Origin of the sequence: Psychrobacter communis (assembly GCF_014836505.1) — a bacterium.
Classification (GTDB): domain Bacteria; phylum Pseudomonadota; class Gammaproteobacteria; order Pseudomonadales; family Moraxellaceae; genus Psychrobacter; species Psychrobacter faecalis.
Map to the genome: position 1 here is coordinate 1 of NZ_JACSQR010000008.1, position 26,952 is coordinate 26,952.

A 26,952-nucleotide genomic window follows, 5' to 3' on the forward strand; every position below is an offset into this window, starting at 1 on the left:
CGTGAGAAAGTCGCCTAAGCGCTAACGCTTTTAGAATCCCCCACTTGAGCTTAGCGAAAGTGGTGGGAGTATGTCAAATTCTAATATGTGGTCTTGAGCGCCGTCTTATCGACGGGCCTTGGGGTTATTTATAAGTGCTGCTGAGTCAGTGCTTATAAATGACGTGTCCTTTTTTTATTTTAATAGTCGTGCTGCTATGTCTACCTCTCCTAATTTGCAATCTGATATACCGTCCCAGTCTCAACCAGATGCGCCAGCAAACCTAAAGCTGCCCTCATCGCGCTTTATTTTTTGGCTGGTGCTATGTGCTATGGTTTTATTGGCGTCCAATATGCGCGCGCCGATTGTGGCGCTGGGTTCTATTGCACCGGTGGTACAAGGGGCGCTTGATATCTCCGAAACCCAAATTGGTTGGCTTGGTGCGGTGCCGATGCTGACCTTTGCGCTTGGGGCTTTTATTTCGCCTACGATTGGGAAGCGTTTTGGGCTTGAAAATACGCTGATCACGATGATTGCGTTATTAACCGCAGGTATGGTTATTCGTAGCGTCATTCCGACTTGGATAGGCTTTTTAAGCGGCACCTTACTATTGACATTGGCAATTGGCTTTGCCAATACCCTTGCTGCTCCGGTGATTAAGCAGCGCACACCGAACCATATTCCGCTGATTACTGGTTTCTTTAGTCTTACCATGACCGTCTCGGCAGGGATTGTCGCAGGCGTGGTTTTGCCGTTATCTGAGCAATTTGGCTGGCAATGGGCGCTGGGTGGCTGGTCGATTTTAGGCTTGTTTGCCTTAATCATTTGGGTAGTGCTACGGCTGCGTTTGGGTTCATCAAATCATCAGCCCATCAAACCGCTTGCGGCAGGCGAGAAAGCGCCATCGCACATTTCGATGTGGCGTACGCCGTTTGCTTGGCAAATTGCGGTATTTATGGGCTTACAGTCCTTGCTTTTTTATACCGTTGCCAGTTTCTTACCGTCGATATGGCTAAGTAAAGGGTTGTCAGCGGTGAGCGCGGGGCAAATGGCTTCCGTCTTTCAATTTATGGCACCGGTCGCTATTTTAAGCTTAACGTGGCTCGTCAACCGCGGCCGTCCTATACAAGCGCTGGCCATCTTTGCTGCGTCACTAAACGTGCTCGGCGTCTTGGGTCTCACTTATCTGTCTGCCGATTATGCTTGGCTATGGTCAGGACTAATGGGCATGGGCTGCTCGGCGATTTTCACTTTAAGTATGATGCTGTTTTCGATGCGTACTTATACCGCCAATCAATCAAGCGAGCTGTCCGGCATGGCGCAAGCTATTGGTTATTTGATTGCGTTTTTTGGTCCACTTGGCACCGGTTGGTTGCACGAAGCAACGAACAACTGGGATTTACCGTTATTCATTATGCTGGTATTGATGATTATCAACGTGGGGTTTGCTTGGCTGGTTAGCCGCCCGCTAATGGTTGATGGTAAAAAGATTTAATTTTTATCTTCAAGCAATTAACCTTCGGCGTCAATCAATTAACTTTTGTACCATATTGCGGCTTACCTGATTCTGCTAGACTGACTTTATTGTATTTAGGACAGCAGAAACATGATAAACGCACCCTCTCACCTACCGCAGCGTTTGCTCACGGTCGCCGCCTTGAGCCTCGCAATCGCTATTAGCGGTTGTCAACAGCAGCCTGACACTAAAACGGCTGATAACACTCAAAATAATAATCCGGCCGTCAATACGACAATGGCTGAACCTCAAACACCAGAATCTACGCAATCTAATGAGTCAACGAATTCAGCTGAGCAGCAAGCACCTTTAACCATCTTGGCATTGGGCGATTCGTTAACTGAAGGGCTTGGCGTTGACAATGATGCCAATTATCCTGCGCAGCTAGAAGCTCGCTTAAAAGAAATGGGCTACAAGGATGTTAAAGTAATCAATTCAGGATTAAGCGGTGAAACCAGTACTGGATTGGTCAATCGACTGGACTGGGTATTGCAAACCAAACCTGATATTACCATTTTGACCATCGGTGCCAATGATGCCATCCGTGGTATTGATGTGGCAACGGTCGAAGCCAATATTCGTACCGCTATTAAACGCCTTCAAGATGGCGGTAGCGAAGTCATTTTGGGTGGTATGCAGATTTATGACAATCTTGGCGCTGACTATGTAGAGTCGTTCGCCGCGATATACCCAAGGGTGGCGAAAGATATGAATGTGACGCTGATTCCATTCTTTTTAGACGGTGTGGGCGGTGATGCAGAATTAAACCAAGCCGATGCCATTCATCCAACCAAGAAAGGCTATACTATTATCGTTAACGACAATATTTTGCCAATTCTGCAACCTGAAATCGAAAAGCTAGAAGCAAACCATACTGTTACGGCAACGAAACCTAGCACACCTACTGAGACTAGCCAATGACTGCTACAGCCAATAACAAAGCGCTACTTACCGCCTCCAAGCTAAATAAAACCGTTCAAGTCGGTGAGCAATCATTAGCCATTATTAAAGACGTCGATATTCATGTCGATGCGGGCGAGTTTGTGGTCATCATGGGTAAATCCGGCTCGGGCAAATCGACTTTGCTCGGATTACTAGCAGCGTTAGATTATCCTGATAGTGGCTCGGTTGAGTTAGCGGGACAAACCTTAAGCAGCCTTAATGAAGATACGCTGGCGGTCATTCGCCAACGTGAGATGGGATTTGTCTTTCAATCGTTTCATCTATTACCGACATTAACTGTTGCTGAAAATATTGCCTTTCCGCTTGATATTGCCCGCCGTCCGAATAAAGCACGCGTCAATGAATTGATTGCAGCGGTTGATTTAGGGCATCGGCGTGATAGCTTACCTAACCAATTATCAGGTGGAGAACAGCAACGAACAGCAGTTGCCCGTGCGTTGGTATCGCAGCCAAAAATCGTCTTTGCCGATGAACCAACCGGTAACTTAGATGAACAAAATGCCAAGCAAGTGATGCAGCTGTTATTAGATTTACGCCAGCAAGTTGGCTCTGCACTGGTGGTCGTCACCCACGATGCCGCACTAGCGGAGATGGCAGATCGTGTCATTACCATGCATGACGGTATGATAGATGGATCAAAAATCAATGGATAACATGGATAATGAGTCGACTGATTCGCGTGGCATCATAAGCCAACTATTTAATCGTCTATTAATTTCAAAAAACTTGGGCGCGCAAGCCTTAAGTCGTAGCTGGTGGCAGCGCTGGATATACCCCGTCTTATTCTTAATCACGCTAGTTCTTTCGCTTGCCACTTACCTGACTTTAGATTCTATCCAGCAATCGGTTGATACTTATATCAATGATAATCAGCGCGCGCTCGTTGGCGGCGATTTGATTTTAAACAGTAAGCAAGATTGGCCAAGCGAGATATTAGCACAAGTAGAGACGGTCGCTGATACGCAAATCGTTTATGACTATCAGTTTAGTGCGATGGTGGTGACCGATGAGCAAACTTTACTTGCCAGCGTTAAAGCGGTTTCGCCAGCTTATCCATTATATGGAGAAGCCGAGCTTGCTTCGGGGCAACCATTATGGCAGCAATTAAGCGCTGCTAATGTCGTCGTCGCGCCTGAAGTACTAAACAGCTTAAACGCCAGTGTCGGTGACCAAATCACCATTGGTGATGCTGAGTTTATTATTAGCGACGTGCTGACCAAAGAGCCTGACCGTCCACTGACTGCCTTTGGTTTTGGTGGGCGGGTTTTGATGCATCAGGATGCGCTCGCGGCGACCAATTTATTAGGACAGCGTAGCCGTATTAACTATCGTATTGAGTTGGCCGGCGCGCCTGAATTAATGGCCGTGCAGCGAGATAAGCTGACGCAAATACTCAATAATTATCCTGATATTGAGCTCTCTGATGCCAAGTCAGCAGATACCTCTGTCTCGCGTATCTCTGACAACGTTTTAATGTTTTTAAAGCTGCTCGTCATTGCCGTATTGTTATTATCAGCCGTTGCGATGTACGGTGTCATTACCGCTTTTGTGACCAAGCAGCAGTCTAGTAATGCCATTCGCTTGGCATTAGGTGAGCCGCTTAAATCCTTAAAACGCAGCTACTATCAGCTATTGATTGTTACTACTATCATCGCCTGTGTGGCCGCGGTTATCGTGAGTTTTGGCTTACTTAAAGTCGGCCAGCCGTATCTGATTGCTATCTTGCCAGCGGATGTTGGTTTAGCTATTAACCCAATTAGCGCCATTAAAACCATTATTATCGCGCTAGTGCTGACCTTGCTTATCGCTCAGCGTGGTTTAAGCACGTTAAGTAGCACCAAGCCTGCGACTTTGCTTAATCAAGGTGCAAGCACAAACTCGCAAAATCTGCCTTGGTATCGGAGTCTGCCGTTACTTTGGTATGGATTGATGCTAGTTGGTCTCTATGTGTTTTTCGCTTATGAAGTCAATTCTCTGTTACTAGGTGCGCAGCTGTTAATAGGCTTAACTGCCTTCGTAGCGATATTTTGGCTATTGGCTCGCGGTTGGTTATGGCTGCTGACTAAGTTTGCCAAGCATTCTAATATCAGCTGGATGCAGCGTATTGCTATCCATAACCTTGCCCGTAAAGGCAATCAGTCAGCATTATTTTTTGTCACTTTATCGCTGTCAGTGGCGGTTTTAACTTTGATTACCACGCTCAATCATAGTATCAATGCCCAGTTTATTAATGCCTATCCTGAAGATGCGCCCAATTTATTTTTACTCGATATTCAAAGCGACCAGCATGACGAGATTAATAATATTATTGCTGCCCCTGTCAGCTATTATCCTGTCATTCGTGCGCGTGTCGTCACGGCTAATAATATACCCGTACAAGATATCGAGCCTGCTGACGGCTTTGATGACCCGGCGCGGGTCTTTAATTTGAGCTACGCCGATACGGTGATGGACACTGAATTCATCACTGATGCGGTAGAAAACGACAAGCTTTATACCCCTATTAAGACTTCAGATAACGACCCAGCACAAACCGTTGCGCCCTTATCGATTTTGGATACGGCAGCCAGCTTGCTAAACGTCGGTATGGGTGATCAGGTGCGCTTTAATATCCAAGGGATTGAGATTGTCGGGCAAATCACCAGTATCCGCTCGCGCTATGAGAAAGGACCCAGTCCCTATTTTTACTTCTTATTTGAGCCTGAAGTGTTAGCAGCTGCGCCGCAAATCCAATTTGCCACCGCCCATGTCGCAGCGGATGATATTCCAAAGCTCCAAGGTCAGTTAGTACGCGAGTTTCCTGCGGTAACGACCATCGACGGCACAGCAATCGCGCAGCAAGTCCAAGAATTGGTCGTACAAATGAGCCGCTTGGTTTACGTCTTCACCTTACTGGCATTGTTAACAGGCATCATGGTTTTGATTAGCTCGCTACTGTCTACTTCGCAAGACCGCATGAAAGACAGCGCCTCATTTAGGCTGCTCGGTATGCAAAAGCGCGACCTCTATATGCTCAATATCTTAGAGCTTGGCATACTTGGCATTAGTGCCGCCTTATTTGCGGTCATTATCGCTAATATCGGTGCTTGGGCCGCTATTACCCAATGGTTTAATCTGCGCTTTAGTGTGCCGTGGACAAGTTTGGCTATTGGCGGTGTGGCATTAGTCGTATTGCTGTTTGCCATTGCCATTATTTATGTGAGGTTGGTGATTGGGCGCGGGATTATGGCGCGGGTTCGGGCAATGATTTAGGGGTGAAAAAATTTCTAGCATTGCAAAGTCCCTAAACAGGGGCTTTTTGATTCGATATTATTTGCAAGTCTAAGTTTGAAGATAAATTAAACAAAGCACTGTTTCGGTATAACATAAGAGAGAATTTCTTAATTCTTGAGCCTTTCCTAAAAACTGTGTAACTATCATTTAGATTGTAGAAATACTCACACGAAATTTAGGAAAGGCTCAGCTTTGTTGCCGATTACAACCATTTGGTTAGCTCTACCAGTCCAGCAGCTCAAGACCCTAAGATGTGGGAGTTTGAAATGATTAACCGTCTTAAAAAAGACCCTACACAGTTTAATAAACGTCCTATCAAAGAGTACCTTGAATATTAGGCCATATAAGTCTGTTTGGTTTTCTAGTGAAGACTTGAATGGTGGTAACTATCTTATGGCTTTTGTAAACTTATGTTCGTTTATTATGTTAAAATCTATGTCTTAGCGATATTTAGGACGATACTATGGCAGCTTATATCACCGTAACAGCTGAACCTGAGCGTTGGGGTAAACGGTATTGATGGAATCAGGGAAGCCCTTTAAACCATCAACACAGGCAATGAGGATATCTTGCACTCCGCGGTTTTGTAGTTCAGTGAGAACGCCTAGCCAGAACTTAGCGCCTTCATTCTCTGACAGCCACATGCCAAGCAGCTCTTTTCTACCATCAAGTCCCACTCCTAAGGCCAGATAGATCGCCTTGTTGATGATCTGCTTGTCTTGGCGTACCTTAACGACGATGCAGTCTAAATAGACGATAGGATAGACGCTGCTCAGTGGCCGGTTCTGCCAAGCGGTGATGTCATCCAAGATGTTGTCAGTGACTCTTGAGACAAGAGAGCTTGAGATGTCGACATCGTAGAGCTCTTTAATGCTCTCTACGATCTCAGTGGTGGTTTGACCTTTGGCGTATGAGCGAGGATCAGCAAGTGTCTGGGAGACACTTGCCCGAAGCGCAAGACGTAAGGCTATGCCTGTAGTGAAATATGATTTTATCATCAAGGCCACTAATACGGGTTTGATGCTTACGCACTAACGCAAGTTCAAAGTCACCATCACGGTCTCTTGGGGTGGATATCTCAAGATCGCCTGTGTCACTGCGGACGGTCTTTTTAGTGTGCCCGTTACGCTTATTAGGTTTATCCGCCTTTTCATGCTTGGGATAGCCGAGATGGTCTTCCATCTCAGCCTCTAAGGCAGTATCGATAAAGGATTGCATGAGCTGCTTTTGGAAGTCTTTGATGTCATCAAAGCTGTTCATGCTACCAGCCATTTGCTCAGCCAGCTTTTTAATGTCAGATTGAGTAGTCATTGCTTATTCTCCGGTTAGTGGATTATAAGCAGTTACACAGTTTTTAGGAAACTCTCCAAGCTTCTAGAGGGAAAACACCTGCGTATTGGCTAGAAGTATCTATTTTATAGTTATATAAGCTTAATATTATAATGCTGACCTACGCTATCACATACACAGACTGTAATACTCATGCTGAGTATTACAGTCTGTGTAGCGCACCGATCACAAATAAAATTTGTATGGTAAGTACACTGGGACTATTTCTTAGCCCACAGCCAAAGATTCAAGTCCTCACTAGAGAACTATACCAGTAAAAACGCCTGATCTATTTCACTAGGATTTGAGCAAAGGGCTTTAAGTTGATATCTTTTACATATTTTCAGACTTGTTCTTGGTTGGTGGTACTGAGTAGGTTCCCACAACATGGGCAACTAATTCGTCAGATCCATCTGAGTATAAAGAAACCTCACCTACGACTAGACTTCTTCCAACTTTTAGCAGTTTGCACTCAGCAATAATGAGTGATTTTGCAGTTGGTTTACGTAAAAAGTTGATAGTTAGACTCGTGGTTACTGCTAATGGTACTATGCCAATTCTACCTAAGATAGCCACATAAAGAGCCACATCAGCAATTCCCATCATTACAGGTCCCGATACAGTACCTCCAGGTCTCAAATCATCTAAACTGATATCATGGGATAAAATTGACCCACTGCTATTTACTGCCTCAATCTTGTACTTTGCTTGAGGGAACTCAGACTTCATGAACTCAGCTATCTCTTCCTTGGTTGCTGACATAGGGCTTCCTTTAATCTAACTGTTATTGGTACCTCTATTCTATCCTAACTTTCCACCTTACTACGATAAAAAGTTATAGAACCGTTTTAGTTCAGAGCACTAGTTTTAAAGTCCTTGACGATTTGCTGAGAGGTATAGGCTAATGATAGCTTATCAGGTCCTTTCACTGGTTCAGTCCCACTGTAAGAATTGAAAAAAGACAATTAGCCAGCATTTGAGAAAGATTAGTGTGTATATTGACTGATTAACTATAAAAACTAAGGGCGCAGGATTGGATAATAATAGATTTCTCATACGAGCAATTGAAACTGCTGGTTAAATTTTTATGTTGTCTGCGATGGTTGCCGCTAGATTTTTTTAAACATGCTCTAGTTTGACTTCTATCCTAGAACACAAACTGTCGGTTGTACGTCCAGTTTTTACGGGCTTTCTTATTATGTATTTTTCTCAATATCAACACCCGCACCAACAATCAGTTTTTATTCCGCCTAACTGATGTCTTTTTAGGGTTCGTCATTATGATGAAGGTGTGCTGATTTTTAGCAGACCATCAAAAATTTAAATCATCGAGCGACTCAATGCCAATGACTTTACCTGCTATCAATTCCCTAACAAATCCTTTTGTCAGCTGCTCGTTCTCTGCTTTGGTTGTTTTCTTGCTGTCGGTATCAATCGTAACCGCGTCTAACCAGTCAGTGTTAACAGTAGGGTCTTGATGATAAATTACTTGTCTTGCTTGCTCTGATTTATACAAAGTTATTTTTCCCTTAAATCGTGATTAGTGCGTTGTAAGGGCGTTGAACTCTTAGTCGTTTCCCAAGTGTTTTAGTGGTCTATAGACTTCTCTGATTGTATTTTAACATCATTTGCGTATTGCTATCTTGGTTTGAATATCAGGTTCTAAGTTGTCCGAAAATAACTAAAAACCAGTATCGTTATACGATAGAAAATACTATCACAACTAAGAATAGGTTGTTAAGAGCTGATCATAATGTCGTAAGCCAGTAATAAGACGCGCTAAAGCTGCTCGTTCTAATTGCAGACTGTCTCGATTAGTTATATTATATAGACTGTAATCTATATATTGGTTTTTATATGTGGACTGTCATCACAACAGAGCTGTTCAACCAATGCTTTGATCAGCAAGATGAATCAACGTAAGAAAAAGTACTGGCAGCTTTGATGGTTTTAGAACAACAAGGCCCAAGCTTAGGTCGCCCTTTAGTAGATACGGTGTATGATTCAAAGTTTACCAACATGAAATAGTTACGTGTTCAGCACAGAGGCAAGCCACTCAGAGCCTTTTTTGCCTTTGACCCAAAGCGGCAAGCTATTGTGCTTTGTATTGGTGATAAGGGTAATAAAAAGCGTTTTTATAAAGAAATGCTAGACACTGCAGACCAACAGTATGAGTGTCACCTCAGAACTTTAGGAGATTCATGATATGACTAAGACATTACAAGAGATGTTAGCTGAGCGCTCTTTAGACAGCCGAGCGCGTATTAAACAACTGGCAGAGCAACTGCTTTTAGAAAACCAGCTGTCTCGTATCCGTGAAGAGTTAGAGATCTCTCAAAAAGAGCTGGCTCAAACCATGGGTATTAAACAACCTTCATTGTCTGCTATAGAAAATCGCGGCAATGATCTTAAAATATCGACCATGAAAAAATATGTTGAAGCTATGGGTGGTAAGCTTCGTATCGATGTTGAGCTGCCAACAGGGAAGCACATAGGTTTTAATGTGTAATAATGAATTCGAGTGATTCAAACGCTAATAAGCCACCCTCTTATGGTTGGCTTTTTTTTATTAAAAATATGCTAATAATAGTACGCTTGAAGTGGTTTTACTGCATTAGTCTATTTTAAACAGTCTATCAATGGGCTTAAAGGGTGATATAGCTGTTTCCGCTCGGGTATAGCCGAAATGAATCAGTAACTTAATGCCAGATTGAGAAGCTTTTCCTAAAAATTGTGCAACTGCTTATAATTCAATAACAGGAGAATAAGCAATGACCACTCAATCTGACATTAAAAAACTGGCTGAGCAAATGAGCCCATCCCGAATTCTGTGTAACTGCCCTTTAGATTAAATGCTTACTGATACGATCATCAAACATAATCATAAAGCGATTCAGAGCAGACGTCCAGTTACGAATAGGCATCGACCACTTTTTGGATGCCTGCTGGGTGGCTAAGTACACCACTTTAAACGCTGCCTGATCAGACGGGAACACCTTACGCTTATTCACCGCTGTCCGAATCACGCTGTTTAAAGACTCAATAGCATTGGTGGTATAAATCACTTTTCTAATGTCTTTAGGGTAGCCAAAGAACACCGTTAAGCCCTCCCAGTTATTACGCCAAGACTTGACCACGTGCGGATACTTATCCCCCCAAGTCTCATCAAAGTGTTCAAGATTGGCCTCTGCTATCTCAAGGGTATCAGCGCCGTAGATGGCCTTTAAATCAGCCGCTATTGCCTTCTTATCTGTCCAAGGTACGAACTTCATCGAATAGCGCACCATATGAACAATGCAAAGCTGGACCTGAGCGTGAGGATAGACGGTGTTAATGGCATCGGGGAAGCCCTTTAAACCATCGACACAAGCAATAAGAATGTCCTGAACGCCGCGGTTTTGTAGTTCAGTGAGAACACCAAGCCAGAATTTAGCGCCCTCGTTCTCTGATAGCCACATGCCAAGCAGCTCTTTTTTACCATCAAGAGCAACGCCTAAGGCCAGATAGATAGCTTTGTTGATGATCTGCTTGTCCTGACGAACTTTGACGACAATGCAGTCTAAGTAGACGATAGGATAAACACTGCTCAGCGGCCGGTTCTGCCAAGCGGTGATGTCCTCTAATATGTTATCGGTGACTCTTGAGACAAGAGAGCTTGAGATGTCGACGTCATAGAGCTCTTTAATGCTCTCTACAATCTCGGTGGTGGTTTGACCCTTGGCGTAAAGGAATATGATTTTATCATCAAGGCCGCTAATACGGGTTTGATGCTTGCGCACGAGTGTAGGTTCAAAGTCACCATGACGGTCTCTTGGGGTGGAGATCTCAAGATCGCCTGTATCACTGCGGACGGTATTTTTAGTGTGTCCGTTGCGCTTGTTTGGTTTATCTGCTTTCTCATGCTTGGGGTAGCCGAGATGATCTTCCATCTCAGCTTCAAGGGCAGTGTCGATAAAGGACTGCATGAGTTGCTTCTGAAAGTCTTTGATGTCATCGAAGCTTTTCATACTACCAGCCATTTGCTCGGCCAGTTTTTTAATGTCAGATTGAGTAGTCATTGCTTATTCTCCTGTTAGTGGATTATAAGCAGTTACACACTTTTTAGGAAAGGCTCGAGCAAATGGCTAGCAGCATGACCAGCTTAAAAGTTTGAGAAAAAGGTGTGTTATTTAAAGTCTTATCTACTACAGCTCCATAGCTATACTGGAAGTTATTTAACCTGCGCTGTTTCTAATAAACTGCCATCTTTATCGAATAAGCAGTCGACGATAATGAGCGGAGCCGCATCCAAACTATCTTCAGCGTAGTAATGTGTTATGACTTCAAAGTTACCATTATTTAATCGTCTGTAGTCTGTGTTTTTTCGTTTAATGTCCATAGACTTAAAGCCTTTAAGCATGGGCTGTACTGCTTTCTGGCACTTCGTTAGCAATGCAATCTTTGATGTTTTTTGAGCTTGTTCGAGTTCAGTATTTCTTTTTTTATCAAATGGGTTACTGCCATTTTGAATCCAAATATAAAATGCTGCAAATGTAATAATAGATAGTCCTGTCAATGTCTCTTTTTTCATAATATGACTCGTTTAGCAATAGTAGAATAAGATATTTACCAACATACAAGCATAGCTCAGTTATTCTTAAGGAGCATGTTAAAATAATAATTAACTGTTGAAAACAATGGGTAAATGTTACTCCCGTTCTGGTTAGTTCAGCTTAATATTATAAAATAAGGCTTAATGAAACATGGATACCTTAAATATCGTGTATCTCGTAGGAGCAGTATTAATTTTCGCCAGTATCATGGCAAGTACGTTATCGGCGCGTTTGGGTGTTCCACTTTTGCTATTGTTTTTAGTCGTCGGGATGCTTGCTGGTGAAGAAGGTATCTTGGGTATTGAATTTTCTCAATATGCGATAGCCAATTTTGTCGGACAAGCAGCCTTAGCCTGTATTTTGTTAGATGGCGGGTTGCGCACCTCTGTTAAATCATTCCGAGTTGGCTTAAAACCAGCCATCACACTGGCTACTTGGGGCGTACTTGCGACAGTCATGATACTGGGTGTATTCGTCACATGGCTGCTGGATGTCGATTGGCGCTTTGGCTTATTACTGGCAGCAATCGTGGGTTCAACCGATGCGGCAGCGGTATTTTCACTGTTGCGTAATGGCGGTGTTAAATTAAATGATCGTGTCCAAGCCACGCTTGAATTAGAGTCGGGCGCCAACGACCCTTTAGCGATTCTGTTAGTCACTGGATTGATTGCTCTAAATGTTGATCCTGCCGGACAGACAGCGCTAGGCTTCTTAGGCCTACTATTACAACAGCTTAGTTTTGGTTTAGGAATGGGCTTGTTCTTTGGTTATTTCCTATCTCGATTATTACCTAAGATACATTTGGCAGAAGGTATGTATGCCATTTTAATAATGTCGGCGGGTTTAGCAGTGTTTTCTGCCACTAACTTACTGGGCGGTAGTGGGTTTCTCGCAGTCTTTATCGCTGGTATTATGATTGGCAACCATAAGGTACGCTCAACTGAGCATGTCATGCGCGTGATGGACAGCTTTGCGTGGTTGTCGCAAGCGGTGTTATTTGTGGTATTGGGCCTATTGGTCACGCCATCGAACGTTCTTGAAGTTTGGCCTTATTCAGTGGCCATTGCTGCCTTTATGATTTTAGTGGCTCGTCCTATTGCAGTCTATACCAGTGTTTTACCGTTTAAATTTAAAAATAGAGAGATCGGCTTTATCTCTTGGGTCGGCTTACGTGGTGCAGTGCCCATTACCCTTGCCATGTTGCCAGTGATTGCAGGGGTAGACAATGCCTTTATGCTGTTTGATATCGCTTTTGGGGTGGTGGTCTTATCGTTGGTGTTACAAGGGACGACCATTCCTTTTATGGCCAATCTGTTTAAGGTGCGTATTCCTAACAATAAGGGCCCAAAAGAAGAGCATGAAGTGTGGGTGTCAGATAGAGCAAGTATTACGTTGTATGAATTTGAAGTAAAGTTAGGCGCGTTTGCAATTGGTCGTCATCCGAAGGATATATCTACGCGTATCAGCCCTGAAGGAATCCATGTTTTTGCCTTGGTGCGTGGTCAGCAAATCTTGGCAATTAATGAACAGACTAAGCTCAAATTTGGCGATAGCGTATGGTATGCCATGAGTGGCGATTATGCCGATCAGATTGCGACTGTTTTTAATGACACTACGTTAGACCGCAGAGCCATCGATGATTTTTATGGCGATTGGATGCTATCGCCGAGTGTCAAACTTAAAGATGTGCCTTTCTTTACCAATAGGATGAAATTCGAATCTCTAGAAGATACCCTGAACACGAATAATATGTGGGAACAAACGGTTGCTGAATATATTAAGGATAGCTTAAAGATGGCACCCGTAGCAGGCGATACGGTTGTGATTAATAAGGAGTGGTTATTAGTCATTAAAGAAGTTGACGGCCAAGGAAGACTGAAAACGATTGGACTAAAACAACTAGAAAAGCCAGCAGTGGCATAGTATCTATCATTATTAGACATAACATGGACTATTAGCTGAAAGGCAACCATTTAAGACAATTAATAGTCCTGCTAACATTGTCCATTTTAGGTAACTTATTAGCTCAAATTATGGTCTGTTTTACTGGTCTCGCTAGGGTATACCCAAAATAGCATAATTCTATTTAATCAGTGTCTTACGCTTAGAATTATTATCAATATATAAGGTGTTTTTAATCGCCAAAGCATAAAAAATACAGTGACAATTCTACATAGAAGATTTTTCAAAAATACTTTATATTCTATTAAAAATCACATAGGAAAGTGGCTCACGATAGCCACTTTTTTTATGCCTCATACTTTTAGTAGATACACTTAGCGTTACGCAACCAGACAGGATGTGTCATGAGACATTTTTATTTAGACTTTATCTTTACCGCCATTGCATTAGCGATCGCGGCATGGTGGGGATATTCACATGGCGGGATGGGTGGTTTGATCGCAACCTTATCTATTACCGCTATTTTGGCCGTCATGGAAATCTCATTATCATTCGATAATGCGGTGGTTAATGCCTCAGTCCTCAAAGGCTGGGATGAGTTTTGGAAAAAGATATTCTTAACCGTTGGTATTTTGATTGCTGTATTTGGGATGCGCTTGGTATTTCCTATTGTCATTGTCGCGGTAACTGCTGAGCTCGCTATGGTAGAGGTCATCAAACTGGCTTTGTATCAACCAGAAGAATACTCTGCCCGTTTAATGGCACACCATGCTGAAATCTCAGCCTTTGGTGGTATTTTCTTATTGCTCGTCTTCTTAAACTTCATTTTTGATGAAAAAGAAGTGCACTGGTTTAACTGGCTTGAAAGCCGTTTGGCAAAGCTTGGCAAAGTAGATGCCATGAGCGTCTTTGTCGCGCTTATCGTGTTGATGATTGCCGTATCATTTGCTGACCCTGAGCAATCCGCCGCTGTCCTAATCGCTGGCGTTTGGGGTATCTTGGTATATCTTGGCGTACAAGTGGTCTCGGGTATGCTAGAAGGCGACCTTGAAGAAGACTTAGAAAACGCTGAAGCTGGCTCAGGTGCAGCAGCGACCAGTGCGATTATGAAAGGCGGAATCATCGGCTTTTTATATCTAGAAGTCCTTGATGCGTCATTCAGTTTCGATGGTGTGATTGGCGCCTTTGCGATTACCAATGACGTTATCGTGATTATGCTCGGTCTAGCAATCGGTGCGATGTTCGTGCGTTCGATGACTATTTTCTTAGTCGATAAAGGCACGCTTGATGAGTTTGTCTATCTTGAGCATGGCGCGCATTATGCCATCGGCGCTCTAGCCATCATTATGCTATTGTCGGTGAAATTCCATGTGCCAGAGCTTATCACAGGTTTGATTGGTATTGCCTTCATTGGTTGGGCCCTGCTGGCTTCGCTGAAACACCGTAAGCAACAGGATAAACTCACTGCTTAGAGTGTATACAATGTAAAGCAAAAAATCATTATCTTAGAATATCGTTAATAACAGGTTATACCAAACAATTGGTATAACCTTTTTTCTAATATGCATTGCTTTTTATTACCTAATAATAGACATTATATACGCCAATCTCAACTTATCGTAGGCTTTTGGTTTTTATAGAATTTAAAATTCTAATTGTTTTAACTGAAATTTTAAAAACTAAGTAAACCAATACCTTAGAAAAACAAGTTGAGAGTGGGGTATTATATTTAAAAATTTATATTGCCAACAACAAGAGACACAAATGCTGAAGAAAGCTGAACAAAGATTAGAAAAAACCATATTTAATAGTCGTTGGCTGCTAGCCCCGTTCTATTTAGGATTGGTGCTCGGTATCATTTTGTTATTTATTAAGTTTTTTCAAGAGCTATGGCATATGACGACTCATGTGTTCAGTGCATCTGAAGCCGATGTCATCGTTGGTGCGTTGGCGCTTATCGACATGTCATTGGTCGCAAGTTTATTGCTTATCATCATATTTAGTGGTTATGAGATTTTTGTCTCAAAAATTGATACCGGAGATCATGAGGACCGTCCTGAATGGATGGGAAAAATCAATTTCTCTGGGCTAAAACTCAAAGTGATTGGTGCCATCGTTGCCATTTCTGCGATTGATCTTCTTAAATCATTTATGGATATACCTAAAGAGATGAGCGAAGGTGATGCTGATAGATTGATGTGGAAAGTGATTATCCATATGACGTTTGTACTGTCAGGCCTGTTATTTGCTTTGATGGATAAGATTGTCGGTGATACCAAAAAACATTAGAAAGACTTTAATAAAAAACCTATCAATTAATTTATATAAATAGACGCAAAGGAGCGCACATGGCAGGAGCCAGTTTATTAACCTTGCTTGATGACATCAGTGTGATATTAGATGATGTGTCGATCATGACCAAGGTTGCCGTTAAAAAAACGGCAGGAGTATTGGGTGATGATTTGGCCCTTAATGCTGAGCAAGTTTCAGGCGTTAAAGCCGACCGTGAGCTGCCAGTAGTTTGGGCCGTTGCCAAAGGCTCATTCGTTAACAAGCTTATATTAGTACCATTAGCGTTGCTGATTAGTGCCATCTACCCGCCATTAGTCACGTTTTTATTGATGTGCGGAGGTGTCTATTTGGCTTATGAGGGTGCTGAAAAAATCATTCATAAGTTCTGGCCACATATCTTACCTCACGATGAAGAACAAATAGCCCGTCTACGTGCCAATGCTGATGAGACGATTGATTTGGTTGCTTTTGAAAAGGACAAAATCAAAGGTGCGGTGCGCACCGACTTTATTCTATCGGCTGAAATTATCGTAATTGCACTCGGCTCAGCAGTTGGAGCGACGCTTTTAGAGAAGAGCGTGATGCTGTCTATTATTGCTATTGGCATTACAGTAGGCGTTTATGGCTTAGTAGCGGGTATCGTTAAAATGGATGATTTAGGTCTTTACCTAATGAAACAGACGAACGGTGCAAAGCAGAAAATAGGTGGGATTTTATTGTCTGCGGCACCAAAGCTGATGAAGTTTTTATCCATTGCTGGGACATTAGCAATGTTTCTAGTGGGCGGCGGTATCTTAGTGCACGGGATCAGTTTTTTGCATCATGAAGTGGAAGACTTAGCGCATCTAACTGGCATATTTGAAAGCATAACAACGATGCTATTAAATGCGTTAGTAGGCTTAGCCGTCGGTGTTATTGTCGTGGCCATTGTCACCATGATTGGTAAATTACGCAGTAATAAGTCATCTTCGACGCATTAAAAATAACGATAATCACCCTTGTTCATTTAACCTTCTTTTAAAGAGTGCAATAAACCATGTTTGAATTTGATTTAAACTTAAAATTAATGGTGTATCACCTAATTCAATTAGCAATTGCTTTCGTGCTTTCCCTACCGATTGCGCTTAATCGTGAGATGAAAGATAAGGGTGCAGGACTCAGAACTTTCCCATTAGTCAGTATTGCATCCTGTGCTTTCATGCTAGTGGCTGTCGATATCTATCATGGAGGTGCAGTAGAACCCGAAGCGAGAATCATGTACGCCATTATTACAGGTATGGGTTTCATTGGTGGCGGGGCGATTTTTAAAGGCGATAATACGGTAAGAGGCACTGCGACAGCTGCGAGTCTATGGAATACTGCTGCTATTGGCATCTCTGTTGCTTATGGGCGTTATGAGATTGCGATCATATTGTCGGTGGTCAATTTCTTAATCCTACAATTCTCGGAACCTTTCAAAGTGAAAGATAATCTTGAATAATTATTATTCGTCACGGTTTGTATACTTTAAACGGATCAAATAGCTAGAAACGATAAATGGACTTATTTCATGTTTTTTATTTACTATTATGGCAGTCCCAGCACGTTACGTAGGCTTAAAAAGCACAATCCAAAGCCCCAATTCTTATTCTGCTGAGTCAGATCTATTAGCAAGTCCGCTATCTGCTTATTCTCGTCAGTAGCCACAGACTTGTGATAATAACAGGTGACACTGATGTTAAAGATCAAATAAGCTCTGCAGATACTGATGTCATGCTCTTTAATATAGTAACAAACTAAGGCTCTGCGCCTCAGGACCCTACCACTTTTTTGACATGGCATCCTGCAATATATTTGTTTTAAGAGATTCGGTGGTGTATCAGAAAGTATGCTGAGTTAATAAAGGAGAGTGACAGCCGAGGCAAGATGATATATTTGAGGTTATGAAGACACAAATACAGATCGATTGCCCCGACTGTCACAGTCCCAGTTTTTCGATACACGGCAAAAAAAGCTATGGCAAGCAGAACTATCAATGTAAGGACTGCAAACGCCAGTTTATTGGCGATCATGCCCTAACTTATAACGGCTGTCACTCTAGAATAGAAGATAAAATACGGCTAATGACAGTGAGAGGCTGTGGCATTAGAGACATTGCTATTATAGCCTCAGTTAGCATTGGTAAAGTGCTTAGCACCATAGGCTCATCTGTTTATAAGATTGCGCCTAAGAAGCGCTACTATGAACGCTTAGAGGTTGATGAGTTCTGGACTTACGTGTATCGCAAGAAGCGTAAAGTCTGGCTCATCTACGCTTATGACCGTGCTACCAATGAGATTGTCGCTTATGTCTGGGGCAAACGCGACTTAAAAACGGCTCAGAAACTAAGAGCGCGTCTAAAGCAGCTCAAAGTCAGCTATGGCTCAATCAGTATGGACAATTGGGACAGTTTCATAACGGCCTTTAAACCAGATAACAAACAAGTTGGCAAACAGCATACGATAGGTATTGAAGGCAATAACTGCCGTCTTAGACACCGACTAAAACGAGCCGTTAGAAAAACCTGTTGTTTCTCTAAGAAGCTCGATAATCACTTAAAAGTGTTTGATTTGGTATTCTTTTATATCAATTATGGCTATGTCTGATGTCAGCATACTTTTTAGAACACCACCAACTTTTCTAAGTGTTTTAAAAATAACTTCATATTTTTTATTATGAACATGTTGGTGCTGGCAAGCAAGAATATGTATATCTAATACGTCACCTGTTGCCGTACGTACTCAACTTAACCTAAATGCTTTCTACTCACCTAGAAGGCGTTTTTTTGCTTCACAACCTATATAGACATATAAGTCAGTATCAACCATGCACTTTGCTTATTTTATCGCAACCCTTTGCTATACTAGCCCCACTTTATCGATTAAATCTTACCTTATAAAATCCTCAAAAACAGCATGGTAGCCTTATGAAATTCTCAAAGTTCGGTCAAAAATTTACCCAGCCAACTGGCATCTCACAATTGATGGATGATTTGGGCGATGCGCTAAAAAGCGATCAGCCTATTAATATGCTGGGCGGTGGAAACCCTGCTAAGATTGATGCGGTTAATGAGCTGTTTTTAGAGACTTATAAAGCGCTAGGTAATGATAACGATACCGGTGAGGCGAATAGTAGCGCGATTATTAGCATGGCAAATTACTCCAATCCGCAGGGTGATGCGGGTTTTATCGATGCCTTGGTTGGCTTCTTTAATCGTCATTATGATTGGAATCTAACCGCAGAAAATATCGCTTTGACCAATGGCTCACAGAATGCTTTTTTCTACTTGTTTAATTTATTTGGTGGTGCGTTCGTTGACGAACAGAGCAAATTGGTAGATAAATCTATTTTGCTACCATTAACCCCTGAGTATATTGGCTATAGCGATGTGCATGTCGAAGGTCAGCATTTCGCCGCGGTATTACCGCATATCGATGAAGTGACGCATGATGGCGAGGAAGGTTTCTTTAAATATCGGGTAGATTTTGACGCGTTAGAAAACTTGTCAGCATTGACGGAAGGTCGCATTGGCGCGATTTGCTGCTCACGTCCGACCAATCCAACGGGCAATGTGTTGACCGATGAGGAAATGGCGCATTTATCCGAGCTTGCCAAACGTTATGAGATACCGCTGATTATCGATAACGCCTACGGTATGCCCTTCCCGAATATCATCTACTCTAACGCGCATTTGAACTGGGATAATAATACGATTTTGTGCTTTAGCCTGTCTAAAATTGGTCTGCCCGGTATGCGTACCGGCATTATCGTTGCCGATACGAAAGTCATCGAAGCGGTCAGCGCTATGAATGCAGTGGTCAATCTGGCACCGACACGTTTTGGGGCAGCGATTGCGACACCATTAGTGAACGATGACCGTATCAAGCAGTTGGCGGATAATGAGATTAAACCCTTTTATCAACAGCAAGCGACCCTCGCTGTGAAGCTGTTAAAAGAAGCGCTGGGTGATTATCCGCTAATGATTCACAAGCCTGAAGGTGCGATATTTTTATGGTTATGGTTTAAAGACTTGCCGATTAGTACCACTGAGCTGTATGAGATTCTCAAAGACAAAGGCACGATTATCGTACCAAGTGAGTATTTCTTCCCCGGTGTCGATGTCAGCGATTATAAACATGCCCATGAGTGTATCCGAATGAGTATCGCTGCTAATGAGCAGACTTTGACCGATGGTATTGCAGTGATTGGTGAAGTGGTGCGTGAGCTCTATGATGGGGCTAGCAGTCAGAACGACTAAATCTTTTATTATAAAAATATTGAACCATAAAAACAAAAAACGGACTGATTAATAGTCCGTTTTTTTGTGCTATGACTGAATCCAAACGGTTTAGCTAAGCTCCTTTAATAAAGCTTCAGCACTCATCTTACCAAAGTCATTGGCCGCCAAGGGTCCATCGCCTGAGATTAGCTTTCTATCTTGATGTGTCTGCCCCGTCGCCAATTTATTATCAATGGTAACGCCCAACGCCTTAAGCTTTTCGCCAAAATACCAAGGCATCGTACCGGGCAAATAACCAATTTTTGGCATTTGCTTGTCCATAGCTGTCGGGAACGCTACCATCTCATAACCTTTAAAAATAAAGTCGCGATTGGCGTTATCATCTTTATCGGCGCTATTAGTATTGTCAGCGCTATCAGGCTTATCAGAGCGATCAGGACTTACTAAATTGGCTGCCAATAAAGCCGCTGGTCCATGACAAATCGCTAAGGTAAATAAATCCTTGTCATAACCCCAACGTAGCAACTCGCCAAGGTTATAATCTTCAGGCAAGCCCAGCATTGCCCCATGCCCACCGGGGATAAAGATTGCTGCGTAATCCTCGCTATTTTCCATATCATTTTTGACAAAATCGGCGATACTTTTTGGACTGTTAAGCTTAGACTCATATTCAGCGTAGATTTTTTTGACGTCGTCATCGTCCTCTGGCATTGCCCACTGCTCGACTTTTACAGCCTCCCCGGTTGGGGTAAAAACATCTACCGTAAACCCTGCTTTTTTAAAATGCAGCAACGGCACCATCATCTCAACCGGATGATTGCCAGTCTTAAACTTCTTATCATTTGCCATGGTCATGTACTGCCGCTCGGTGCAGACCATCAGGATTTTTTTGTTGCCCCGATATGGCGCTTCGTACTCGCTATGATCGTAGTTGGTTTTGTTAGGCGCTGCCAATTTAAGCGAAGCTTTAGAAGGGGTATAAGCGCCATCTTCGGCTTCTTGCGGCTCTAAACCTAAGGTGTCTTTGGCTTTGTCTACTATTTCACTGATATTAAGGTCTGAGATATTCATAACTTTTCCTATTTTCCTATTTTATTATTGCTTATATTAGATTGATAATTAGGAAAGATAGAATAATTGCCTGTCGCTACCTTTCTGATTGTAAGGTAGCAAACTCATAACACATTAAATAGACCAGAGTTTTTTGACTTTCGTAAGCTTTGTAAATGGTGAGTTGCTTAAATTTGGCGCTTTAAAAAAGTAACAGAGTAAAAAAGCGCAAAGCAATGAGCTTATCAACAATAAAAAACGGACTTAGCGATAGTCCATTTTTTTCTGCCGTTTAATCATAGGTTTGACGGTATTGATTGATTGAAACGTCTTTGTCCATACGGTCAAGCCGTAGATTATGTAAGACAGCAGACAGGTATTCACGATATCATGGATACTGGCTTTGATTTCTGCCGCTTTTAACCCTGCCACACCCAATTCGGTAAGCGTCTGGCGATTGTCCAAATACTCACCCAGTAGAGCAATGGCAGTCACCAAAATCAAAGCGGCAAAAGCTCTGGCGCTGTATTTTTTAAAAATTGGACGCAGCAAAAGTAAACTTAATAGGTAGACGCCAATGCCCACATAAATATGTAAGGCGTCTTTGTCTAAGCCAGTAGCATCGACGACACCGTTTTTAAAGAGATAAAAGTCCACGATTTTATTCCGCGTAAAAGAAGTAAAAAGTAACTGAGTATAAATGAAAAACAGCCAATTATACATTGAGAATAAAAAAGGTAGATTAAGCATTTGCTAATCTACCTTCTTATTGAAGAAATATTTAAAGTATAGTTGTTAAATATCCCAATCGACAAAATTTTTTAATAGCTGCAGACCCGCGGTGTGGCTTTTTTCTGGATGGAACTGGGTCGCAAATAAATTATCTTGCAAAATACTGGCACAAAACGGCTGACCGTAATCACAAACGGCCGCCACTTGTGCATCGTCGCTAGGCGCGCAGTAATAGCTATGTACAAAGTAAAAATGCGCATTGTCTTCGATGCCATTCCACAGCGGATGAGCAAAATCCATGCCGCTGATGGTATTCCAGCCCATGTGCGGCACCTTAATGGTAACCCCCTGCTCATCTTTCCAAGTAGGGTCAAACGCTTCTACGCTGCCATCTAGGATGCCCAAGCATGTTGTACCACCATTCTCAGCGGACTGCTCAAACAACGCCTGCATGCCCACACAGATGGCCATAACAGGCTTATTGAATACTGCTTGACGTATGACCTCATCAATCCCTGCCTCATGCATGCCAGCGATACAATCGCGCATCGCACCGACACCGGGGAAGAAAATCTTATCAGCCGCCGCGACCACTTTTGGGTCATTGGTAATAGAAACCTCTGCCCCGACCGCTGCTAACGCCTTGCTGGCCGAGTGCAAATTACCCATGCCATAATCTAATAATGCAATCTTTGTGGTTCGACTCATCTAAAAAGCCTCTTTGGTCGATGGCAAGGTATTCAGCGCACGCTCATCATATTCGCAAGCCATACGTAGCGCACGAGCAAACGCTTTAAAGGTTGACTCGATTTGGTGATGGCTGTTTTTACCTTTGAGGTTGTCCAAGTGCACCGTCATCCATGAATGATTGACGAAGCCGTAGAAAAATTCGCTAAACAAATCGACATCGAAGTTACCAACATGCGAGCGGGTAAACGGAATGTCCATATGAAGTCCTGGACGACCAGACAAATCAACCACCGCGCGCGTCAGTGACTCATCGAGTGGCGCATAAAAATGCCCGTAACGACGAATGCCTTTTTTATCGCCCAATGCTTTATTGAACGCTTGTCCAAGCGTGATACCCGTATCTTCAACACTGTGGTGATCATCGATAAAGGTATCGCCAGTACATTTGATATCTAAGTCAAACAGACCATGACGCTTGATTTGGTCAATCATATGGTCTAGAAATGGTACGCCAGTATCGACAGTGCCTTGACCGGTACCATCAAGGTTTACCGTACAAGTGACTTGCGTTTCAGCAGTATTACGCGTAACGGTCGCCGTACGTGCGGCATGACCGAAAAGATTTTGAGCAGAATTTTGATTTTGTTCGGTAGAATTGGCTGTCATGGCTACTCTCTATAAATGAAAAGCGGTCAATAAAATAGGGCGAAAAAGCGCCCAAAGCATTCTTACTAGCGTCTAAGAAATATAAAAGTTAAGCTGAAAGTGAGGTCAATGTTTACTAAAAAGCTTATTTAAAAAGGTAGAATATTGGGTTTTTGGCGTATAAACCATTGTCTATCTTCATCATAGCAAACCCTAGCATTTACTGCCACGACCAAGCAGTAATCCACGCACAAAATCGCCCTATTCTGCTAAAATAGTGCGTTCAGTATTATCAATCATCACCCGCGCTGATCCCTCAACGCTACATTCGATGTTACGACGCGGTAAACACTTATAGGAACCGATTATGCCTTTAGAAGCGATCGCCATCAATAGCTTAGATGCGCCCCTAATTAAAAACCCTGCCCGCGAGAACGAGTTATCAGAGCGTCTGCATGCCTTATATGACAGCGATGACAATCAGCCAAGTGGCGCAGAGGTATTAAACCTCGTTGAGCAAGGTTTTAAGCGTGGTCAGACTTTGTATGTTGGCATGTTTAATGATAAGCCTATCGCCGCGGTTGCTTGCTTTGATGACGGGCAAACCGATGCCAAGCGCTTGCAATATCTTACTGTTCATAGCCAAAATCGTGGGCGCGCTATCGATGCGAAATTTATCAAACTGGTCTATGATGCCGAAGTGAAAAAAGGCGTGCGCGAGTTCGTGCCAGTCGATGCCGATATTCACCGTATTATGAGCGAGTATGAGCTCCTGCGCGCTAAGGATTAAATACGAGGTTAAAAGCTTAGTTTTGGCTGATATTCGATTATTTATAGGCTTTTCTCACTTATTATGCAAAAATCACTTGACAGTAACGCCTATATTTAGTTTAATAGCGCCTCAACGAAGACGGCTCGATAGCTCAGTCGGTAGAGCAACGGATTGAAAATCCGTGTGTCGGCAGTTCGAACCTGCCTCGAGCCACCATTCGTTTAAGCATTCCAAAAAGCCCCAAACATTACAGTTTGGGGCTTTTTTTATGGTTAAAATTTAATAAAAATTACAAGGATAGCTATCTACTACAACTGATAGTCGCACTAATTCATAACACTTTTAGGCTGTTTTTAAAGGGTAAACTCTCTCTATACTAAAACGATGGATGCAAAGTAAAAGGGTAAAACCATGAGAGAGTTTGATTATGACTTGGATTATAAAAACCTAGACTTGCGCGCGCAGCCTGAGCTTTATCGCGTCGGTCGCGGTGAGCAAGGCGTATTATTGGTCGAACCTTATAAGTCGGAGATATTGCCACATTGGCGCTTTGCGACACCTGATATAGCAAAAGAGAGTAGCGAGACCATTTATCAGATGTTTTTAGATTATCTCGCTGCCGATGACTTTGTTGGTGCCGATATGGCGCGCAAATTTATCCAAATGGGCTATACTCGCGCCCGCCGCTACGCCAACCACAAAGGTGGCAAGAAATATAAAGGACCCGTCCTTGACGATAAAAAAGGCCAAAGCGGCGCTCATGGCCGTGAAGAATTACCACGGCAGGTTGAAGACCCTATAAAAGCAGAATCAGCGCGTATTTTTAAGCAAACTTGGGATAAATGCCGCGAAAATGACGTGTATCTCAAAATGAAAGCAGAACATCGCGCACGCTATAAAGACGTCAAATAATCGGTTATAAAAATGACAACCATGAATCACAATGACCTCAGGCGCTTGATTGTGCTACGCTTTATCTGAACTTAACAATAAGAGCTTTTATGATGTCCAACAACCCTGCCCCAGCGCCCATTACAGCGCAACTTACTTCACAACAAAAACCACTTCTCATTTTTGATTTTGATGGCACGCTGATTGACAGCGTACCTGATTTGGCGGATGCCACCAATCTGATGCTTGAGCAACTAGGTCGATCTCCCTTCCCGCTTGATACCATTAAAGGCTGGATTGGTAATGGCGCGCGTGTATTGGTTGAGCGGGCGCTATTAGGTCAGGTGATTGTTGATGACAGCCTAGACAACGAGGCGGTAGAGGAAGCGCTTCGTATTTTTTTTGCCGCTTATGGCGCCCTTGATTGTCAAAAAACCACGGCTTATCCTGACGTGAGCGCTGGTTTGCATCAGCTTAAAAACGCAGGCTATACCTTGGCACTGGTGACCAATAAGCCGATTCGTTTTGTCCCTAAAATACTAGATCATATGGGCTGGACGCCGCTATTTAGCGAAGTGATTGGCGGCGATAGCTTACCGACTAAAAAGCCAGATCCTGCGCCGTTATTACATGTTTGCGAGTCGCTTGGGTTTGCGCCTATTGACGCTTTTATGATTGGTGATTCGATCAATGATATTTTAGCAGGGAAAAATGCGGGCGTGGATACCATTGGGCTCTCATATGGTTATAATTATGGTGTCGATATTCGTGATAGTAAGCCAAACTTTGCGTTTGATGAGTTTGCTGGCTTATTAGAACTATTGGGCGTATAACGTTTTTAATAGGGATTTGATATTGTAGTTAAAGTGACGCTGTAATTCTCTTCATCGATATTGATAAATAGACTAATATGATAATTAACACTTTATCTAAGCGCCTACTTATCCTGCATTAATTGTCGTTGCCGTTTCACTTTTTTCTCTATTTTATTAAGACGCATTAACCAAGCAAATAACCCTATAAAAGCAAAACTCCAGCAGCAAGCGGCTAACACCATGCTTTGAGAATACCCTAGCCAAATGGGATTAAGCCTCAATAATGCCGCAGCGGTTATCAATAACACTAAGATAAAGACAAAAGGCTTGGCGTTCGTGTCACGCAATACTCGGTGTGATCGAGTTCGCGACATCACTGTGAAGGTGAGCGTTCCCAGTGCTCCTATAGTAATGGCGTGCAACGCTTTGGTAATCGGAAAATTGGCTGTTATTAAGCTCAAAGCAATACCTACCCAGCCCACGACAATCCAGCTGTATCCCAAAAGCATAGCCAATAAATCGGCACGCCCATAGCTCCACCACGGTCGCCAGCGCAGTACTCGAATCATACAGAGCAGCGCACCGAACAGTAAAAGAGCTGCCATCACGGGCTTAATCCAAGTAAAGGTCAGTAGATTTAACACCAATACTGAAAATAGCAGAATTAAAATACTGCCTTCAAACCTGGGCTGCACACGATCTTTTAAGAACCGATTTTGACTCTGAAAATGCCCTGCTAATGCTGGCGCTATTATTCGACCGCGCATATAAAACATCAATACGCTTAACAACAACACCGCTTCTAATAAGAATTTCAGACTCAAGCCATCTGGCTAATCGCTTTGCATAACCATATGAAAACCAAGCGCAGAAATACCTAAGCCTACCAGCACAAAGCCTGCCGATTTTTTTCGCCATTTCTTAGCCGTTCGCAAAAAAATAGGCGCAAGCTTCCATACTAACGTCGCAACAAAAACGTTATTAATTATCGCTGTAACCATACTAATCGGCGCAACCCAAAAGCTCAGCCTAGCCACTAGCCATAACCCCATCACAGTAAAGATATAGGTTTTTGGTTGCGGGCCAGCAAGGTAACCTGCAATCACCAGTAAAGCAAAACCAAAAATCATTTCATGACCGTGACCCCAGGCGTACTGCAAGCCTGCAGGGACAGTAAACCAGCCGAGCTGACCTCCCACTGATAAAGGTAGCGTTAAAGCGGAATACAGCGCAGCAAGCGGAATGAGCTATGC

The 26,952-nt window shown here is 42.9% G+C and carries 23 protein-coding genes, 1 tRNA gene and 4 pseudogenes; 17 read left to right on the top strand and 11 right to left on the bottom strand.

Annotated elements, in window-relative coordinates:
* Nucleotides 1-196: 196 nt before the first annotated feature.
* From H9653_RS04465 to H9653_RS04480, 4 genes are all read left to right on the top strand, one after another.
* Nucleotides 197-1,474, top strand: coding sequence for an MFS transporter (locus tag H9653_RS04465; RefSeq protein WP_191690764.1), 1,278 nt, complete (start codon nt 197-199; stop codon nt 1,472-1,474).
* Nucleotides 1,475-1,585: 111 nt separating this feature from the next.
* The gene (locus H9653_RS04470) at nt 1,586-2,416 is read left to right on the top strand and encodes an arylesterase (protein WP_191690765.1); all 831 of its coding nucleotides are present in this window, start codon (nt 1,586-1,588) and stop codon (nt 2,414-2,416) included.
* Nucleotides 2,413-3,111, top strand: coding sequence for an ABC transporter ATP-binding protein (locus tag H9653_RS04475; RefSeq protein WP_191690766.1), 699 nt, complete (start codon nt 2,413-2,415; stop codon nt 3,109-3,111). Before H9653_RS04470 ends, H9653_RS04475 begins: the two co-directional genes overlap by 4 nt.
* Nucleotides 3,089-5,710 carry an ABC transporter permease gene (locus tag H9653_RS04480; RefSeq protein ID WP_225211610.1) on the top strand — a complete coding sequence of 874 codons (2,622 nt, stop codon included), beginning with the start codon at nt 3,089-3,091 and terminating at the stop codon, nt 5,708-5,710. Before H9653_RS04475 ends, H9653_RS04480 begins: the two co-directional genes overlap by 23 nt.
* A gap of 506 nt (nt 5,711-6,216) precedes the next feature.
* Here the strand turns inward: H9653_RS04480 and H9653_RS12755 are convergent.
* The 3 genes and pseudogenes from H9653_RS12755 to H9653_RS04500 all read right to left on the bottom strand — a co-directional run.
* Nucleotides 6,217-7,042: pseudogene (locus tag H9653_RS12755) on the bottom strand (IS256 family transposase); the annotation flags it as partial.
* A gap of 351 nt (nt 7,043-7,393) precedes the next feature.
* Entirely contained in the window at nt 7,394-7,822 is a 429-nt protein-coding gene (locus H9653_RS04495) for a PaaI family thioesterase (RefSeq protein WP_191690772.1), read from the bottom strand.
* Nucleotides 7,823-8,372: 550 nt separating this feature from the next.
* Nucleotides 8,373-8,576, bottom strand: coding sequence for a hypothetical protein (locus tag H9653_RS04500; protein ID WP_191690774.1), 204 nt, complete (start codon nt 8,574-8,576; stop codon nt 8,373-8,375).
* A gap of 341 nt (nt 8,577-8,917) precedes the next feature.
* On the opposite strand from H9653_RS04500, the pseudogene H9653_RS04505 reads away from it, so the two are divergent.
* A pseudogene (locus H9653_RS04505) lies at nt 8,918-9,265 on the top strand (type II toxin-antitoxin system RelE/ParE family toxin).
* A gap of 1 nt (nt 9,266) precedes the next feature.
* Nucleotides 9,267-9,569, top strand: a complete 303-nt coding sequence (locus H9653_RS04510; protein WP_068408813.1) for a helix-turn-helix domain-containing protein — start codon at nt 9,267-9,269, stop codon at nt 9,567-9,569.
* Between the two features lie 334 nt (nt 9,570-9,903).
* Here H9653_RS04510 and H9653_RS04515 read toward each other — a convergent pair whose 3' ends face one another.
* Together H9653_RS04515 and H9653_RS04520 are read right to left on the bottom strand one after the other, a co-directional pair.
* The gene (locus tag H9653_RS04515) at nt 9,904-11,118 is read right to left on the bottom strand and encodes an IS256 family transposase (RefSeq protein ID WP_191690776.1); all 1,215 of its coding nucleotides are present in this window, start codon (nt 11,116-11,118) and stop codon (nt 9,904-9,906) included.
* A 152-nt stretch (nt 11,119-11,270) separates the two neighbouring features.
* Complete coding sequence (locus H9653_RS04520) at nt 11,271-11,630, bottom strand: hypothetical protein (RefSeq protein WP_144297953.1); 360 nt, start codon at nt 11,628-11,630, stop codon at nt 11,271-11,273.
* Between the two features lie 172 nt (nt 11,631-11,802).
* Here H9653_RS04520 and H9653_RS04525 point away from each other — a divergent pair, with 172 nt between their 5' ends.
* The 5 genes from H9653_RS04525 to H9653_RS04545 all read left to right on the top strand — a co-directional run bounded on the left by H9653_RS04525 (nt 11,803) and on the right by H9653_RS04545 (nt 17,326).
* Nucleotides 11,803-13,575: a potassium/proton antiporter gene (locus H9653_RS04525; protein WP_191690778.1), complete on the top strand. Its 1,773-nt coding sequence runs from the start codon at nt 11,803-11,805 to the stop codon at nt 13,573-13,575.
* Nucleotides 13,576-13,958: 383 nt separating this feature from the next.
* Nucleotides 13,959-15,026, top strand: a complete 1,068-nt coding sequence (locus tag H9653_RS04530) for a DUF475 domain-containing protein (RefSeq protein ID WP_191690780.1) — start codon at nt 13,959-13,961, stop codon at nt 15,024-15,026.
* Nucleotides 15,027-15,318: 292 nt separating this feature from the next.
* Nucleotides 15,319-15,843 carry a TIGR00645 family protein gene (locus tag H9653_RS04535; protein WP_191690782.1) on the top strand — a complete coding sequence of 175 codons (525 nt, stop codon included), beginning with the start codon at nt 15,319-15,321 and terminating at the stop codon, nt 15,841-15,843.
* 59 nt (nt 15,844-15,902) lie between these two features.
* Nucleotides 15,903-16,826: a DUF808 domain-containing protein gene (locus H9653_RS04540; RefSeq protein WP_191690784.1), complete on the top strand. Its 924-nt coding sequence runs from the start codon at nt 15,903-15,905 to the stop codon at nt 16,824-16,826.
* Between the two features lie 56 nt (nt 16,827-16,882).
* Nucleotides 16,883-17,326 (top strand): MgtC/SapB family protein, encoded by a 444-nt coding sequence (locus tag H9653_RS04545; protein WP_191690786.1) that lies wholly within the window; start codon nt 16,883-16,885, stop codon nt 17,324-17,326.
* 89 nt (nt 17,327-17,415) lie between these two features.
* Here H9653_RS04545 and H9653_RS04550 read toward each other — a convergent pair.
* Nucleotides 17,416-17,704, bottom strand: a pseudogene (locus H9653_RS04550) (IS3-like element ISPar2 family transposase); the annotation flags it as partial.
* A gap of 64 nt (nt 17,705-17,768) precedes the next feature.
* Here H9653_RS04550 and H9653_RS04555 point away from each other — a divergent pair.
* Entirely contained in the window at nt 17,769-18,470 is a 702-nt protein-coding gene (locus H9653_RS04555) for an IS1 family transposase (RefSeq protein WP_191690788.1), read from the top strand.
* 320 nt (nt 18,471-18,790) lie between these two features.
* Nucleotides 18,791-20,122, top strand: a complete 1,332-nt coding sequence (locus H9653_RS04560; protein WP_191690790.1) for a valine--pyruvate transaminase — start codon at nt 18,791-18,793, stop codon at nt 20,120-20,122.
* Between the two features lie 90 nt (nt 20,123-20,212).
* On the opposite strand, the gene H9653_RS04565 is transcribed toward H9653_RS04560, so the two are convergent.
* The 4 genes from H9653_RS04565 to hisB all read right to left on the bottom strand — a co-directional run bounded on the left by H9653_RS04565 (nt 20,213) and on the right by hisB (nt 23,242).
* A complete protein-coding gene (locus H9653_RS04565) occupies nt 20,213-21,175 on the bottom strand; it encodes a DJ-1/PfpI family protein (RefSeq protein WP_191690792.1) in 963 nt (320 codons plus the stop codon).
* A gap of 243 nt (nt 21,176-21,418) precedes the next feature.
* The gene (locus H9653_RS04570) at nt 21,419-21,811 is read right to left on the bottom strand and encodes a hypothetical protein (protein ID WP_191690794.1); all 393 of its coding nucleotides are present in this window, start codon (nt 21,809-21,811) and stop codon (nt 21,419-21,421) included.
* Between the two features lie 138 nt (nt 21,812-21,949).
* Nucleotides 21,950-22,594, bottom strand: a complete 645-nt coding sequence (gene hisH / locus H9653_RS04575; protein ID WP_191690796.1) for an imidazole glycerol phosphate synthase subunit HisH — start codon at nt 22,592-22,594, stop codon at nt 21,950-21,952.
* A complete protein-coding gene (hisB, locus tag H9653_RS04580) occupies nt 22,595-23,242 on the bottom strand; it encodes an imidazoleglycerol-phosphate dehydratase HisB (RefSeq protein WP_068404355.1) in 648 nt (215 codons plus the stop codon). It abuts the gene before it with no gap.
* A 346-nt stretch (nt 23,243-23,588) separates the two neighbouring features.
* On the opposite strand from hisB, the gene H9653_RS04585 reads away from it, so the two are divergent.
* The 4 genes from H9653_RS04585 (at nt 23,589) to H9653_RS04600 (ending at nt 25,717) form a co-directional block, all read left to right on the top strand.
* Nucleotides 23,589-24,011 carry a hypothetical protein gene (locus tag H9653_RS04585; protein ID WP_191690798.1) on the top strand — a complete coding sequence of 141 codons (423 nt, stop codon included), beginning with the start codon at nt 23,589-23,591 and terminating at the stop codon, nt 24,009-24,011.
* Between the two features lie 122 nt (nt 24,012-24,133).
* Nucleotides 24,134-24,209: transfer RNA gene (locus tag H9653_RS04590), tRNA-Phe, on the top strand.
* Nucleotides 24,210-24,404: 195 nt separating this feature from the next.
* A complete protein-coding gene (locus tag H9653_RS04595; protein WP_191690800.1) occupies nt 24,405-24,905 on the top strand; it encodes a DUF4385 domain-containing protein in 501 nt (166 codons plus the stop codon).
* Between the two features lie 92 nt (nt 24,906-24,997).
* A complete protein-coding gene (locus tag H9653_RS04600) occupies nt 24,998-25,717 on the top strand; it encodes a phosphoglycolate phosphatase (RefSeq protein WP_191690878.1) in 720 nt (239 codons plus the stop codon).
* Nucleotides 25,718-25,821: 104 nt separating this feature from the next.
* Here the strand turns inward: H9653_RS04600 and H9653_RS12470 are convergent.
* A pseudogene (locus H9653_RS12470) lies at nt 25,822-26,943 on the bottom strand (NnrS family protein).
* Nucleotides 26,944-26,952: the final 9 nt, after the last annotated feature.

Bases quoted from the DNA above. Each gene is read 5' to 3' on its own strand.
- H9653_RS04565 (WP_191690792.1), bottom strand. From the start codon at position 21,175: ATGAATATCTCAGACCTTAATATCAGTGAAATAGTAGACAAAGCCAAA.
- H9653_RS04545 (WP_191690786.1), top strand. From the start codon at position 16,883: ATGTTTGAATTTGATTTAAACTTAAAATTAATGGTGTATCACCTAATT.
- H9653_RS04475 (WP_191690766.1), top strand. From the start codon at position 2,413: ATGACTGCTACAGCCAATAACAAAGCGCTACTTACCGCCTCCAAGCTA.
- hisB (WP_068404355.1), bottom strand. From the start codon at position 23,242: ATGACAGCCAATTCTACCGAACAAAATCAAAATTCTGCTCAAAATCTT.
- H9653_RS04595 (WP_191690800.1), top strand. From the start codon at position 24,405: ATGAGAGAGTTTGATTATGACTTGGATTATAAAAACCTAGACTTGCGC.
- H9653_RS04480 (WP_225211610.1), top strand. From the start codon at position 3,089: ATGGATCAAAAATCAATGGATAACATGGATAATGAGTCGACTGATTCG.
- H9653_RS04600 (WP_191690878.1), top strand. From the start codon at position 24,998: ATGTCCAACAACCCTGCCCCAGCGCCCATTACAGCGCAACTTACTTCA.
- H9653_RS04530 (WP_191690780.1), top strand. From the start codon at position 13,959: ATGAGACATTTTTATTTAGACTTTATCTTTACCGCCATTGCATTAGCG.
- H9653_RS04555 (WP_191690788.1), top strand. From the start codon at position 17,769: ATGAAGACACAAATACAGATCGATTGCCCCGACTGTCACAGTCCCAGT.
- hisH (WP_191690796.1), bottom strand. From the start codon at position 22,594: ATGAGTCGAACCACAAAGATTGCATTATTAGATTATGGCATGGGTAAT.
- H9653_RS04515 (WP_191690776.1), bottom strand. From the start codon at position 11,118: ATGACTACTCAATCTGACATTAAAAAACTGGCCGAGCAAATGGCTGGT.
- H9653_RS04525 (WP_191690778.1), top strand. From the start codon at position 11,803: ATGGATACCTTAAATATCGTGTATCTCGTAGGAGCAGTATTAATTTTC.
- H9653_RS04535 (WP_191690782.1), top strand. From the start codon at position 15,319: ATGCTGAAGAAAGCTGAACAAAGATTAGAAAAAACCATATTTAATAGT.
- H9653_RS04495 (WP_191690772.1), bottom strand. From the start codon at position 7,822: ATGTCAGCAACCAAGGAAGAGATAGCTGAGTTCATGAAGTCTGAGTTC.
- H9653_RS04510 (WP_068408813.1), top strand. From the start codon at position 9,267: ATGACTAAGACATTACAAGAGATGTTAGCTGAGCGCTCTTTAGACAGC.
- H9653_RS04560 (WP_191690790.1), top strand. From the start codon at position 18,791: ATGAAATTCTCAAAGTTCGGTCAAAAATTTACCCAGCCAACTGGCATC.
- H9653_RS04465 (WP_191690764.1), top strand. From the start codon at position 197: ATGTCTACCTCTCCTAATTTGCAATCTGATATACCGTCCCAGTCTCAA.
- H9653_RS04540 (WP_191690784.1), top strand. From the start codon at position 15,903: ATGGCAGGAGCCAGTTTATTAACCTTGCTTGATGACATCAGTGTGATA.
- H9653_RS04470 (WP_191690765.1), top strand. From the start codon at position 1,586: ATGATAAACGCACCCTCTCACCTACCGCAGCGTTTGCTCACGGTCGCC.
- H9653_RS04520 (WP_144297953.1), bottom strand. From the start codon at position 11,630: ATGAAAAAAGAGACATTGACAGGACTATCTATTATTACATTTGCAGCA.
- H9653_RS04585 (WP_191690798.1), top strand. From the start codon at position 23,589: ATGCCTTTAGAAGCGATCGCCATCAATAGCTTAGATGCGCCCCTAATT.